12 protein-coding genes and 1 tRNA gene are annotated in these 12,931 nt (G+C 61.8%); 9 read left to right on the top strand and 4 right to left on the bottom strand.

Annotation, left to right across the window (positions count from 1 at the left end; translation table 11 throughout):
• Positions 1 to 157 precede the first annotated feature (157 nt).
• The 9 genes from R6254_RS19015 (at position 158) to R6254_RS19055 (ending at position 8,882) form a co-directional block, all read left to right on the top strand.
• Complete coding sequence (locus R6254_RS19015) at positions 158 to 751, top strand: LemA family protein (RefSeq protein WP_318409193.1); 594 nt, start codon at positions 158 to 160, stop codon at positions 749 to 751.
• 26 nt (positions 752 to 777) lie between these two features.
• Positions 778 to 1,779 (top strand): M48 family metalloprotease, encoded by a 1,002-nt coding sequence (locus R6254_RS19020; RefSeq protein ID WP_318409194.1) that lies wholly within the window; start codon positions 778 to 780, stop codon positions 1,777 to 1,779.
• A 149-nt stretch (positions 1,780 to 1,928) separates the two neighbouring features.
• Positions 1,929 to 2,261, top strand: coding sequence for a c-type cytochrome (locus R6254_RS19025; RefSeq protein ID WP_318409196.1), 333 nt, complete (start codon positions 1,929 to 1,931; stop codon positions 2,259 to 2,261).
• Between the two features lie 13 nt (positions 2,262 to 2,274).
• Positions 2,275 to 3,549 (top strand): NAD(P)/FAD-dependent oxidoreductase, encoded by a 1,275-nt coding sequence (locus tag R6254_RS19030; RefSeq protein ID WP_318409198.1) that lies wholly within the window; start codon positions 2,275 to 2,277, stop codon positions 3,547 to 3,549.
• A 192-nt stretch (positions 3,550 to 3,741) separates the two neighbouring features.
• Complete coding sequence (gene rsmB / locus R6254_RS19035) at positions 3,742 to 5,073, top strand: 16S rRNA (cytosine(967)-C(5))-methyltransferase RsmB (RefSeq protein ID WP_318409364.1); 1,332 nt, start codon at positions 3,742 to 3,744, stop codon at positions 5,071 to 5,073.
• 4 nt (positions 5,074 to 5,077) lie between these two features.
• Positions 5,078 to 5,713 carry a DUF4390 domain-containing protein gene (locus tag R6254_RS19040; protein WP_318409200.1) on the top strand — a complete coding sequence of 212 codons (636 nt, stop codon included), beginning with the start codon at positions 5,078 to 5,080 and terminating at the stop codon, positions 5,711 to 5,713.
• On the top strand, positions 5,710 to 8,037 hold the full coding sequence (locus R6254_RS19045) for a sensor histidine kinase (RefSeq protein WP_318409201.1): 2,328 nt from the start codon (positions 5,710 to 5,712) through the stop codon (positions 8,035 to 8,037). The genes R6254_RS19040 and R6254_RS19045 overlap by 4 nt, the downstream gene beginning before the upstream one ends.
• Positions 8,038 to 8,107: 70 nt before the next feature.
• Positions 8,108 to 8,785, top strand: a complete 678-nt coding sequence (locus R6254_RS19050) for a response regulator (RefSeq protein WP_318409203.1) — start codon at positions 8,108 to 8,110, stop codon at positions 8,783 to 8,785.
• A 21-nt stretch (positions 8,786 to 8,806) separates the two neighbouring features.
• Positions 8,807 to 8,882, top strand: a tRNA-Phe gene (locus tag R6254_RS19055).
• 541 nt (positions 8,883 to 9,423) lie between these two features.
• Here the strand turns inward: R6254_RS19055 and R6254_RS19060 are convergent.
• From R6254_RS19060 to R6254_RS19075, 4 genes are all read right to left on the bottom strand, one after another.
• On the bottom strand, positions 9,424 to 10,740 hold the full coding sequence (locus R6254_RS19060; RefSeq protein ID WP_318409205.1) for a type II toxin-antitoxin system HipA family toxin: 1,317 nt from the start codon (positions 10,738 to 10,740) through the stop codon (positions 9,424 to 9,426).
• 1 nt (position 10,741) lies between these two features.
• Positions 10,742 to 11,110 (bottom strand): XRE family transcriptional regulator, encoded by a 369-nt coding sequence (locus tag R6254_RS19065; protein ID WP_318409207.1) that lies wholly within the window; start codon positions 11,108 to 11,110, stop codon positions 10,742 to 10,744.
• A gap of 240 nt (positions 11,111 to 11,350) precedes the next feature.
• Entirely contained in the window at positions 11,351 to 11,632 is a 282-nt protein-coding gene (locus R6254_RS19070) for a site-specific integrase (RefSeq protein ID WP_318409209.1), read from the bottom strand.
• Positions 11,633 to 11,984: 352 nt separating this feature from the next.
• Positions 11,985 to 12,920, bottom strand: coding sequence for an N-carbamoyl-D-amino-acid hydrolase (locus R6254_RS19075; RefSeq protein WP_318409210.1), 936 nt, complete (start codon positions 12,918 to 12,920; stop codon positions 11,985 to 11,987).
• Positions 12,921 to 12,931: the final 11 nt, after the last annotated feature.

Consider the following 12,931-nt stretch of genomic DNA (forward strand, 5'->3'; position numbering starts at 1 on the left):
CATCAAAGGCGTGAGGCGTTTTTCATTGTGAATTCAATAACCCATGGGCGTCGCATGAGGTCGTACATCTGTCGCCAGTCTGTACAGCCCCCGAATTTGTCGGCTAAAGTCGCGGTGCCGGTCGCAGCCGTTTCGTGATCGATGGAAAGAAAATCTCATGTCTACCCAGTCCCTGGTGCTTGTTGTTGTTGGCGCTTTGCTGCTGTTCTGGGCCGTGGGTGCCTACAACCGCCTGGTGCGTCTGAAAAACATCATTGCCAACGCCTTTGGCCAGATTGATGTGCAACTCAAGCGCCGTTACGACCTGATCCCGAATCTGGTCGAGGCCGCCAAAAAATACCTGCAACACGAACGCGACACGCTGGAGGCCGTGATCACCGCGCGCAACCAGGCACGTGCGGCCAGCGACGCCGCGCGCAACCGGCCCACCCATGCGCCTGAAGTGATGGCGCTGGCGGTTGCCGAACAGGCGCTGGACGGCAGCCTGGCCCGGCTGTTTGCCGTGGCCGAGGCTTACCCCGAACTCAAGGCCGACGACACCATTCGCGAACTCAGCGAAGAGCTGACCAGCACCGAAAACAAGGTGGCGTTTGCGCGCCAGGCCTACAACGATTCGGTGCTCGACTACAACAACGCGCAGGCCCAGTTTCCCGCGCTGCTGATCGCCCGTGTGTTTGGTTTTGCACCCTCGGCCATGTTGCAGGCCACACAAAGTGCCGAAGAGCGCCAGGCCGTGCGCATCCAAATGTAGCCGGTAGTTTCTGAGCAACTGCCGCCGTGCGATTTTTCAAGCAACAGGACGAAGCCCGCGCCCAGACCCGGCAATTGTTGCTGCTGTTTGCGTTGGCAGTGGTGGCGCTGGTGCTGGCCGTCAATGCCGCACTGGCCTTGACCTGGTACCTGCTCACGCCCGGCATCCGTGGTTACCCAGCGTACTTTTTCACCGTCAATACTGTCATGACGCTGGTCTTTGTGCTGGGCGGCTGGTGGCTGGAGACGTCCAGCCTGGAGGGCGGCGGCGAAAAGCTGGCGCGGCGTGTGGGTGCCCGCGAGGCCTGGCCATCCAGCCGGCTGGACGAACAGAAACTTTGCAATATCGCCAGTGAACTGGCGATTGCCGCCAGCATGGCCACGCCCCAGGTCATGGTGTTGAACCGGGTGGAGCGTATCAATGCGTTTGCCGCCGGCTGGGACGAAGACGACGCGGTGATCGCCGTGACACGCGGCGCGCTGGATAGCCTGACCCGCGACGAATTGCAAGGCCTGGTCGCCCACGAGCTTAGCCATATCCGCGAAGGTGATACCCGGCTCAATATGCGGCTGGCCGGCATGGTGTTTGGGCTGGAGATGATTTTCAACCTCGGTGCCGGCATGTGCGAGCGTGATGAGAACGACAGGCGTTCTGTGCTGGCCGTGCCCGGCCTGGCCATCATGGCCGCGGGTTTTCTCGGCTGGCTGGCCGGCCGGGCGCTCAAGGCCGCGGTATCGCGCCAGCGTGAATTTTTGGCCGACGCCCGTGCGGTCCAGTACACCCGCAGCCGGGACGGCCTGGGTGGCGTGTTGCGCAAGGTGGCCAGAGAACAAGGCACAGGCGCCAGCCCGAGTTTTCATCCCTCCGTGCAACACATGTTGCTGGTTGGGCCGCAAGCCCGGGCGCACTGGATGGACTCGCACCCCCCACTGGCCGAACGCATACGCCGCATCTATGGCCGGTCCATGCCGTCACTGACGCCTGACGATGACGAGTCTGCGCTGACGCGTCCCGGCGCGATGTTGTAGGCAGGCGCGCGACCATAAGTACATCACGAATGGTTCGAACGCCGCCTGCCGGTGTGGCGAGAAAGTACTGGATACTCCCTATAGGCCACCCCCGGTGGCACGTTAAATTGACTGACTTGTCATTTGTAAAAAAACCAAGAGGAGAAGTTGTGAAGACCACACATTCCATCACCACGGCGCTGGCCTTGTGCGCGCTGTTGGCATCCACCTTGAGCCATGCCCAGAGCGCACCGGCACAGAACGCCTTGTATACCCGCAGCCTGGCCGCCACTTGCGCCAACTGCCACGGCACCGATGGCAAAGCCATTGCGGGCGGCAGCGTGGCATCGCTGGCCGGGATGGATAAAACTTACTTCGTGGCCCAGCTCAATGCTTTCAAGTCCGGCGCGCGGCCGGCCACCGTGATGCACCAGATCAGCAAAGGCTATAGCGATGCGCAGATCGCCACGCTTGCCAGCTACTTTGCCGCACAAAAGAAATAAGAGGAAAACCATCATGCAACGACGTTCCTTCCTCCAGTCTTCTGCCGCACTCAGCCTGCTGGGTCTGGGCGCTTGCGCCACCACCGCCGTTCCGTCCAAGGCCAAAGTGGTGGTCATAGGCGGCGGTTACGGCGGTGCCACGGCGGCCAAATATGTGCGCCTGTTGTCGGACTACCGCATTGACGTGGTGTTGATCGAGCCACAAGCCGCTTTTGTCTCCTGCCCCATCTCCAACCTGGTGCTCAGTGGCGGCAAGCAACTCGCCGACATCACCACGCCTTACGCGGGGCTCAGCAAAAACCATGGCGTGACGGTTGTCCGCGACATGGCCAGTGCCATCGATACAAGCAAAAAAACCGTCACGCTCGCGGGCGGCGCCACCATTGCTTACGACAAGCTGGTGGTCTCGCCGGGCATCGATCTGATGTACAGCAGCATCGAAGGCCTGAAAGAAGCACAAGCCGCGGGCCAGATCCTGCAGGCCTGGAAAGCCGGGCCGGAAACCGTGGCGCTGCGCAAACAGCTCGAAGCCATGCCCGATGGCGGTGTGTTCGCCATCACCATTCCCGAAGCGCCTTACCGCTGCCCGCCCGGCCCGTATGAACGCGCCTCGGTGGTGGCCGGTTATTTGAAGGCCTTCAAGCCACGCAGCAAGGTCTTGATCCTCGACGCCAACCCGGACGTGACCTCCAAGGGCCCGCTGTTCAAAAAAGTCTGGGCCGAGCAGTACAAAGGCATGGTCGAATACCGCGGCCAGCACAAGGCCATTGGTGTGGACGCCAAAGCCGGTCTCATCAAGTTCGACGTGCAGGATGATGTGAAAGCCGATGTGCTGAATGTCTTGCCCGCCATGCGTGCCGGTGGCATTGCCGTGCAGACCGGCCTGAACAACATGGCCAACAACCGCTGGTGCGGCGTCAACTACCAGACCTTTGAGTCCACCGTCGCCAAGGACGTATTTGTGCTCGGCGACTCGATCCAGATCGCCCCGGCCATGCCCAAAAGCGGCCACATGGCCAACAACCACGGCAAGGTGGCGGCTGCCGCCATCGTGGCCCAGTTGGCCGGCTGGGAGGTGAACCCGGCGCCCATGCTGACCAACACCTGCTACAGCTTTGTGGACAACAAAAACGTCATCCACGTGGCCAGCGTGCACGAGTATGTCGCGGCCGAAAAAACCTTCAAGGCCGTGGCCGGTTCGGGCGGGGTCAGCCCCGGCCCCACCGAGCTGGAAGGTGTTTACGCATTGAACTGGGCACAGCAGATCTGGGCCGACACGCTGATTTAGCCCCCACGGGAGTGATGTTGGCCCCCACGGTCGCTCACTGCGTGTAGCTCCCTGCCCCCGGGGGGCCGCTGCGCCTGCGGTCCGGCAAAGCCGGTCCCGCGGCCCGTGCTTGCAATTCGGAATCGGCAGTGAGGGTTCGTGGCTGGTCTAATACGGGGTGGCCGTCCGTTTCGGGCGGTATATATGAGCCCTATGCAAGACAACTCCACCCAAGTCCCCCTGTGGCGCCAGCTCCAGGGGGCGGCTTTTTTACTCCTGGCCATTCGTGCCGGCCGCTCCATGACGGCGGCGCTGGAAGACGTTGACGCCACACTCCGGCCCGGCGTGCAAGCCCTGGGCTTTCATGCCTTGCGGCAACTGGGGCGTGCCGAGGCCTTGCGCCAGCAACTGGCCAAGCGGCCACCGCCGCCCGAGGCCGATGCCTTGCTATGTGTGGCCCTGGCCCTGGCCTGGAATGAGAACGAGGCCCCTTACACCGCGCACACCCTGGTCGACCAGGCCGTGGAAGCCGCCAAACGCAGTGAAGACACGCGCCACCAGGCCAGTTTCATCAATGGTTGCCTGCGCCGTTTCCTGCGCGAGCGTGATGAATTGGTGGCGCTGACCGAAAAAAGCCCGCAAGCCGTCTGGAACCACCCGCAGTGGTGGATAGACCGGGTGCGCAAAGACCATCCCGCACACTGGCAAGCCATCTTGCAGGCCAACAATGCCCGGGCGCCGCTGATTCTCCGGGTTAATGAACGAAAAACGACTCAAGCCCAATACCTGCAAGCGCTGGCAGCTATGGATATCGTAGCGTCTCCGGTGGGCCAGTCCGGCGTGATCCTGGCCAACGCCCAGTCGGTGCCGTCTTTGCCGGGTTTTGCCGAGGGACTTTTTTCGGTGCAGGACGCGGCGGCACAACTGGCGGCGCCCTTGTTGCTGGACGGGTTGGTGGCGGCCGGGGAGGGCGGGCTGCGGCTTCTCGATGCCTGCGCCGCGCCTGGCGGCAAAACCGCCCACCTGCTGGAGCTGGCCGACGCCGAGGTCACGGCGCTGGACATTGACGCACGCCGTTGCGAACGTATAGGCCAGAACCTGCAGCGCCTGGGCCTGCAGGCCGATATCCGGGTTGGCGACGCGGCCCATCCCGACGCCTGGTGGGATGGCCGCTTGTACGACGGCATCCTGCTGGATGCGCCATGCACCGCTTCGGGCATCGTGCGCCGCCACCCGGACGTGCGTTGGTTGCGCCGCCCCACCGACATCGCACAACTGGCGGCACTGCAGGGCCGGCTGTTTGACGCCTTGTGGCCGCTGCTCAAACCGGGCGGCCGGCTGCTTTATTGCACCTGCTCGGTTTTTCGGGCTGAAGGCGAGCAGCAGGCCCAAACGTTTGTTACGCGCCACAAAGATGCCCATTTAGGGGCATCACCCGGTCATTTACTGCCCCAAAGTGGCGCCCCGGCGACCGTCTTCCCGGACAATTTGAACAGTGAGAACGACGGCTTTTATTACGCGCTTTTTGAAAAACGCAACGCTTGAGCGAATGTTGCGGCGGTTACTGGCGTTTTGTGTGTTGGCCCTGATGGCGTTTGCTGGCCCGTACGCTCTGGCAACCGAGGTCACCCAGCTGAAACTGGAGCGTTCCGACGACGCGGTCTACCTGTCCGCCACCGTCCAGTTCGATGTGCCGCCTGTGGTCGAAGACGCGCTGCTCAAGGGCATCCCGATGTTTTTTGTCGCCGAGGCCGACATCTACCGGGATCGCTGGTACTGGTATGACAAACGGGTCACCAGCGCCACACGCACCATGCGTCTGGCGTATCAGCCCCTGACCCGGCGCTGGCGCCTGAATGTGATGTCCGGCGCCATCAGCGTCACCGGCCTGCGCGCCTCCATCAGCCAGACTTACGATGGCCTGCCCGAGGCCCTGGCCGCGATCCAGCGTATCTCGCGCTGGCGCGTGGCCGACGCCGCGGAAATCGAACCCGATTCCCGGCACAACGTGGATTTCCGTTTCCGGCTCGACCTGTCGCAACTGCCGCGCCCCTTCCAGATTGGCGTGGCGGGGCAGAAGGACTGGACCATCGCGGTCGAAACCAACCGTCCCCTGGTGGCCGAACCGATTCGTGACGCCCACAAGGACCCGGCCAAGGACGCGCTCAAAGAGGCGGTGAAGTGAACCCGCCTGGCCAGAAGATCGATGCCCTGAAAAGCAGCCCGGCCTTTCGCTGGACCGTGGGTGTCGGGGTTGGGGTTGTTGCCGCCTTGGGCCTGGTGTTGCTGTTTTTGCTGACTCAGGCCACCGGCAACCGCGAACTCTACGAACGCAACTACGTGCGCCTGTTTGCGCTGAACGTGGCGGTGGCCGTATTGCTGCTGCTGGTGATCGGCTGGATTGGGCTGCGCCTGATCCTGCGTTTGCGCAAGGGCAAATTCGGCAGCCGTTTGCTGGTCAAGCTGGCGGCCATTTTTGCGCTGGTGGGTTTGTTGCCCGGCATGATGATTTATGTGGTGTCTTACCAGTTTGTCTCGCGCTCGATTGAAAGCTGGTTTGACGTGAAAGTGGAGGGCGCGCTGGACGCGGGCCTGAACCTGGGCCGTGTCACGCTGGATACGCTGGCCGCCGAGCTGGCCAACAAAACCCGGGTCGCCGCGGGGCAGTTGTCGCAAACCCCCGACGCCACGGCCGGCCTGGCACTGGACCGCCTGCGTGAGCAACTGGGTGTCAGCGACGTGGTCTTGTGGACCGCTTCCGGCCAGATGATTGCGAGTGCCGGTAGTTCACGTTACGCCATCAAGCTGGAGCGGCCGCCCGGACAACTGCTGCGCAACGCCCGCGCCCAGCGTGTGGCCACACAAATCGAAGGGCTGGACGAAGTCGGTCTACCCGGCGCCGAAGCGTCCGGGCCGGACCCGGGCGCGCCAGCCGCGGCACCGGGCAGCGCCGCCAGCCTCACGGCGGCCAGTAGCAACACGCCGCCTCGCATCAAGGCCCTGGCGCTGGTGAGCAATCCCAGTGTCGGCCTGTTCGGCGAGAGCCGCTTCCTGCAGGTGACCGAGTTGTTGCCGGCCAGCCTGGTGGCCAACGCGATTGCCGTGCAGGAAGCCAACCGCGAATACCAGGAGCGTGCCTTGGCCCGTGGCGGCCTGCGCAAGATGTACATAGGCACACTCACGCTCAGTTTGTTCCTCGCGGTGTTTGGCGCGGTCTTGCTGGCCGTCCTGCTCGGTAACCAGCTGGCCCGGCCACTGCTGCTGCTGGCCGAAGGTGTGCGGCAGGTGGCCCAGGGCGACCTCACGCCCAAGGCGGCCTTGCAGGGCAAGGACGAACTGGGCGGCCTGACCCGCTCCTTTGCCGACATGACCCAGCAACTGGCCGACGCGCGCGGCGCCGTGCAAAAAAGCATGGACCAGGTGGACGCCGCACGCGCCAACCTGCAGACCATTCTGGATAACCTGACCGCCGGTGTCATGGTGCTGGACCTGGAAGGCCGCATCCAGACCAGCAACCCCGGCGCCACACGTATCCTGCGTGCGCCGCTGGCGGCCTACCATGGGCGGCCACTGACCGAGGTCCCCGGCCTGGAAGCCTTTGCGCAAGGGGTGCAGGCGCAATTCGATGCCTACTTTGGCGGCAACCAGCTACACGGCATCGAACACTGGCAGCAGTCCTTCGAGCTCAATGCGGCCCAACCCGGCACGCCAGACAACGCGATCACGCTGATTGCCCGCGGCGCCAAATTACCAGGCAACGAATGCCTGCTGGTGTTTGACGATGTGTCCGAGATGGTGTCCGCCCAGCGCGCCCAGGCCTGGGGCGAAGTGGCGCGCCGCCTGGCGCATGAGATCAAAAACCCGCTGACCCCCATCCAGCTGTCGGCCGAGCGGCTGGAGATGAAACTCACCGGCAAGGTCGGCGAGACCGAACAAATCCTGCTCACCAAATCCGTCAAGACCATCGTCGATCAGGTCGATGCAATGAAACGCCTGGTCAATGAGTTTCGCGACTATGCGCGCCTGCCAGCCGCCGAACTCAAGCCGCTGGACCTCAATGCGCTGGTCAATGATGTGACGCAGTTGTATGCCAGCGAAAACGCCGTGGTGCCGGTGGTGACCGAGTTGGACCCCGATTGCCCCGCGATCAAGGCAGATACGCAACAGATTCGGCAAGTCATTCACAACTTGTTGCAAAATGCCCAGGACGCGCAGGAAAGCCTGCCACCCGGCCACCAGGCCCTGGTCACGCTCAAGACCGAATACTCCCCCAGCTCGCGCCGTGTGCGCCTGACCGTCAGCGACAACGGCCTGGGCTTCCCCGAACACATCCTCAAACGCGCCTTCGAGCCCTACGTCACCACCAAGGTCAAAGGCACGGGTTTGGGCCTGGCGGTGGTCAAAAAGATTGCCGACGAACACGGCGCGCGCATCGATATTTCGAATCGCATGCTTGATGGCGTCGTGCAAGGGTCCCAAGTATCGCTATCATTCGCGGTTGTGACTTAACAACACTTGTGGGCTGGAGGCAAGCGCCCCGCAAGATCGATAACTGCTGGTTAGGGATAGTGATTCAATCATGGCAAATATTCTGGTAGTTGACGACGAGCTGGGCATACGCGACCTGCTCTCGGAAATTCTCAATGACGAAGGTCATCAGGTCGAACTCGCAGAAAACGCCGCCCAGGCGCGCGCCGCACGCAACCGGGCCAGGCCCGACCTGGTGCTGCTGGATATCTGGATGCCCGACACCGACGGCGTCACCCTGCTCAAGGAGTGGTCGTCCAGCGGCCTGCTGAGCATGCCGGTGATCATGATGAGCGGCCATGCCACCATAGACACCGCAGTCGAAGCCACCAAGATTGGCGCGATGGCCTTCCTGGAAAAACCCATCACCCTGCAAAAGCTGCTCAAGGCGGTGGAGCAGGGCCTCGTGAAATCCGTGGGCCGCAAACCGCTGGTTGCACCCACCACCCTGTTGCATGCGGTGGACCTGACGGTGGACGCCGCCATGGCGGGCAGCATGATGGCCGTCGCCGTGGAGCTCGGCCCACAAGCCACCCAAAGTTTCCTGCTTGAAAAACCCTTGCGTGACGCGCGTGATGAATTTGAAAAAGCCTATTTCGAATTTCATCTGGCCAAGGAAGGCGGCTCCATGACCCGCGTCGCGGAGAAGACCGGCCTGGAGCGCACCCACCTGTATCGCAAGCTAAAACAACTGGGTGTGGATCTGACCCGGGGTAAGCGCGCCGCCTGATGATATATAATCTGAGGCTTAGGCCCGGTAGCTCAGTCGGTAGAGCAGAGGATTGAAAATCCTTGTGTCGGTGGTTCGATTCCGCCCCAGGCCACCAAATACTAGTCCTCACTAATCCGAGGATGTCCAAAAGCCCTTACGTGACAACACGTTAGGGCTTTTTTCATGCCTAAAGAAGTCCGGTAACTTCCACAGGCATCTGAGCGATTGTGCAGCAACTTCTGCAGTAACTGAAGGACAAGAGTGTTTAGCCCGAAAAGTTACTGCACCTCTGCTCGGCGACAGGCCGGGAGCCATAACTAGCTGCACCACCCCAACCAGGACGGCCAATAGCCAGCGGAGCGAGGCCATCCGTAGGCCGTTTACGCCCATCTCGGTGGAAGGCCACTGAAGGGCAATTCCCGCAACCTGACGCAGGCTAGCCGTTCTTGCTAGGAGTTGCTAAGCCCGACAAAGACCGCTCCGGCACCAATGGTGCGGTCCTTGTATGTCTGAGATGATTTCTTCTTCAGGCATGAAGCCGCCCGGCTGAAATGCCATCTCCTCTATTCAGTGGGCAACATAATGTGAGCCGCGCGTCGAACGGCTCTGGTTGGTACCACTCGCGTGGTCGGAGACTGGTTTGTCCTATGAGGACTTCAGGCGCGCCGAAAGGGACTTGCTCTCTTTTGCCTAGCCGGCGCGGACTGAAACCGGGTTTTGTCGAAGTTAATGCGCTGGGTCAAGAGCTCTCCGCCGTCGATGCGCTCGGCCAGACTCTTGATGTCGCGCGCCGATACTCCGGCGTGCGCGAAGTGCTGCTGCCAGGCGTTCACGACATCAATGACGGCGGCGACTTCTGCTGCAGCCTCCGCGGGCAGCAGCCCGAATGCAGCGCACTGCGACATGGCGTTTTCGAGCGTTGAGTCCCTGCCGTAATCGCCGCAGATGAACTCCTGGAACCCCTGCCCCGAATTCGTCGGCAGGACGTCATACGCCGGCGCCAGCTTCAGGCGGCCATTATCAAACGGGTTTACGACCAGTAGTGCGTGGTTCTTCTCGTGGTCATCCGTGTTATCGACCAGGATGTTGAAGACCATGCGACGGAAGAGTTCGCGCGCGTCCTCAAGGTTGATGTCATCCCGGGTAATTCCGACCCGGCGGAGAATTTGCGCCAGTGCGGGGTATCCCATCTCGGGCTCAGCGCCCGATGCGGTCGCAGCCCGGATAGCGGTGCCTGCTGAGATGCTGTGAATTCTCTGACCCTGTTCGCGGTCGAAGCGGCGAATGGCGACGGCGTGCGTCCCGACGAGAGGGATGAGCTGTGTCTCGGCCACCGTGATGCCTGCGCGCGCGGCCAGCGTCATCGTCGCGTGCTCGATGAGCGGTGTGTCGACGGGCTCGTTGTTGAAGAACTTTATGACCCACTGCTGGCCGTCGATGTCGATGAGCGCTTTGGGCTTCGCGCCACCGAGCGGACTACCGCCACCAGCAATGATTTTGGCTTCCAAGGCAGTGAGGGGCTCCGAGGCTTCAATCTTGGCAGCAACGTCACTGAGCTGTTGCGCATCCTCTAGCCGAGGCAGCGGACCCAGGGCTCGAGGACTGTAGTTGCTCGACGATGTGGAAACACCGAGTGCGCCGAATCGGTCGTCGCCGGCGTAGTACAGGTAATCCATCAGGGAGAGGCGTTTGGGTTTGTCCACGAAGCGAATGACCTTCTCACCCCAACGGTCCGGTCGCGCGTCGTCGACAGCACCGACCGCGCGCTGCGCATCGGCCGTTAAACGTCCTGGCGGAAAGAACTCGTTGTCAACAAGCGGGAGGTCCTCGCTCAGTGCGAACCCGTTGGCCAGCCACTCCTTCCCGTAATGCAAGGAAACGCCCTTGCCAGCGGAGACGAGCTTCAGTGCGCCGACGTAGCGCGGCGTTGCCGGATCACCCAGGTGCCAGAGGTACAAGTCGTTCAATCGCATCTCAGCCATTCTTCCGGTTTGCGTTTATGCGTGCTTCTGCAGAGGCCTGGGCGCGTGCGCGACCGAGTTCAACGGCCTCCCGGACATTCATTTCGATGGCGCCTTGGTCGTGTTCCGGTGCCGCGAGATTGCTCAGTTCGCCGTCGCGCTTGATAAGCCAAAGTGCGGTCGCGACAATGCCGATGCCGACTCCAGGGTCGCCGGCTTCGAGCCGCTGCAGCGTAGGCACCGATACTCCCATGCGCTTTGCCCAGGTCTTCAATGACTCCTTGCGGCGCAAGCGGGCGACGGCCAAATCGGCGCCAAGCTTTTCGATGGCTGCAGCAGTTGCTGGCGGGAGATGCAGGAGGGCGTGGGCGGTTTTTGGCATGAATATAGAATATAGCGAAAATGCTGTTTTAGTCAACATCTATATTTATAAGCCAGAGAAAGCCCCAGGTCATCTAACCGATTGCGCGTTCGCACTTGTCGCTAACGTCCTGCACCCGAGACGTCGAGGCGTCCTTGAGCTATCGGACTGCGCGGGAATTGCCTCTACCAGCGTAGCGGTGTGAGTCGTGAGCAAGGCAGGGGCGACGCGCCCCAGAAGAATTTCTGTCAGTTACGCGGATCAACATTGCTTTTCCCCGTTGCCCTTCTGAGCGTGTCGTTTGCTAGGGAAGGTCTGCACAACCCCGCCCCTGCCCGCGTGATGTGAGACATTGCAGCCATGAAACAAATGAGCCTGGGCGAGATCGGATAGCCGTGCCGGTGGCAAGCCAAGACGCTCGCCGATTCTGGCGATGACGGCCGCCAGTTCTCCAGTGACTTCAATGCCCAGGCGTGCGCCGGTTTTGTTTCGCACGATCCAGGGTGCGCTGTCCCGAATATTGGTGTGCTTCAGTTTGAGCACGTCTGCTGGCCTGTCAGCAGAACTAGGTCCATCGCGTCCACCACTCTGAAGTGTGTATGGGCCTTTGCGCGTCGGGGGCTGTTGCTTCTGGCCATGACAAGCGCCCGCTTCTTTTTGATCGGCAAGCTCAGACAAGGCCATGCAGGCGCTATACAAACAATAGCTGCTGGCGTCCATCCTTCGTGGGCTAGAGCCCTGTTTGACTCAAAAAAGGGGCGCGCCGAATAAAAGACTGGCAGCCGAGGCCGAACGTTTCAAGAAAAATTGGCCTCTGGCCCAGTAAGCGTGGGCGCCAGCAGCTATTGAAAATGTAGCAAGCAAGCGCCCCAAACCATTCAAACCAACCCGCTAGTTACCGTGGCAGCGGCTCGCCCGGCCCCACGCGGTCCACGATCAGCTGGTAATACTCGGGCCGACGGTGGCGGGCGAAGTCGAAGACGTTTTGGCGGAAGGCTTTGCCCAGGTCCAGGTCGGCCTGGACCGCAATCACTTCGTCGTCTTCCGTGCTGGCCTGGGCTGCAATTTCGCCGGTGGGCGACACGATGACGGAGCCGCCTATCATGTGAAAGCCGTCTTCCCGGCCGCACTTGGCGGCAGCGGCTGCCCACACACAGTTCTGGTAGGCGCTGGCCTGCAGCGTGATCAGGTGGTGGTGCATGCGCAGGTGCACCGGTTCGTCCCAATGGATGTTTTGCGACGGTGTGTTGTAGCCCAGCACCACGATCTCGGCGCTTTGCAGCGACATCACGCGCCAGGTCTCGGGCCAGCGGCGGTCATTGCACAAGGCCATGCCGATCTTGGCGCCCAGCGTGTCCCACACGCCCCAGGGTTTATCACCGACATCGAAGAATTTCTTCTCCAGGTGCTGAAAAGGCGCGTCGGGCTTGTGATCGACGTGGCCGGGCAGGTGCACCTTGCGGTATTTGCCGACGATGTTGGCGGACTTGTCGACCAGGATGGCCGTGTTGTAGGGCCGGCCTTCGGGTGTCAGCTCGGCATAGCCCAGGTAAAAACCAATGCCCAGCTTGCGAGCTTCGTCGAACAGCGGCTGCACCTCGGCATTGGGCATCTGTGCTTCAAAAAAACGGGCCTCGGCTTCTTCCTGGCTCATCCAGTAGCGCGGGAAAAACGTGGTCAGCGCCAGTTCGGGAAAAACCACCAGGTCGGCTTGCCGCGCCTTGGCCTCGCGCATCATGTCCAGCAGGCGTTTGACGACGGCGGTGCGGCTGTCGGCGAGGTGCACCGGCCCCATTTGCGCAACGGCCAGGCCGATCTTGTTTTGACTCATGGTTTGCTCAC

It is taken from the genome of Polaromonas potterensis, assembly GCF_033446725.1.
Classification (GTDB): domain Bacteria; phylum Pseudomonadota; class Gammaproteobacteria; order Burkholderiales; family Burkholderiaceae_C; genus Polaromonas.

What these genes read in the sequence shown, in the direction of transcription:
- R6254_RS19030 (WP_318409198.1), top strand. Translation starts at nt 2,275, where the DNA reads ATGCAACGACGTTCCTTCCTCCAGTCTTCTGCCGCACTCAGCCTGCTG.
- R6254_RS19050 (WP_318409203.1), top strand. Translation starts at nt 8,108, where the DNA reads ATGGCAAATATTCTGGTAGTTGACGACGAGCTGGGCATACGCGACCTG.
- R6254_RS19075 (WP_318409210.1), bottom strand. Translation starts at nt 12,920, where the DNA reads ATGAGTCAAAACAAGATCGGCCTGGCCGTTGCGCAAATGGGGCCGGTG.
- R6254_RS19015 (WP_318409193.1), top strand. Translation starts at nt 158, where the DNA reads ATGTCTACCCAGTCCCTGGTGCTTGTTGTTGTTGGCGCTTTGCTGCTG.
- R6254_RS19040 (WP_318409200.1), top strand. Translation starts at nt 5,078, where the DNA reads ATGTTGCGGCGGTTACTGGCGTTTTGTGTGTTGGCCCTGATGGCGTTT.
- R6254_RS19060 (WP_318409205.1), bottom strand. Translation starts at nt 10,740, where the DNA reads ATGCGATTGAACGACTTGTACCTCTGGCACCTGGGTGATCCGGCAACG.
- R6254_RS19065 (WP_318409207.1), bottom strand. Translation starts at nt 11,110, where the DNA reads ATGCCAAAAACCGCCCACGCCCTCCTGCATCTCCCGCCAGCAACTGCT.
- rsmB (WP_318409364.1), top strand. Translation starts at nt 3,742, where the DNA reads ATGCAAGACAACTCCACCCAAGTCCCCCTGTGGCGCCAGCTCCAGGGG.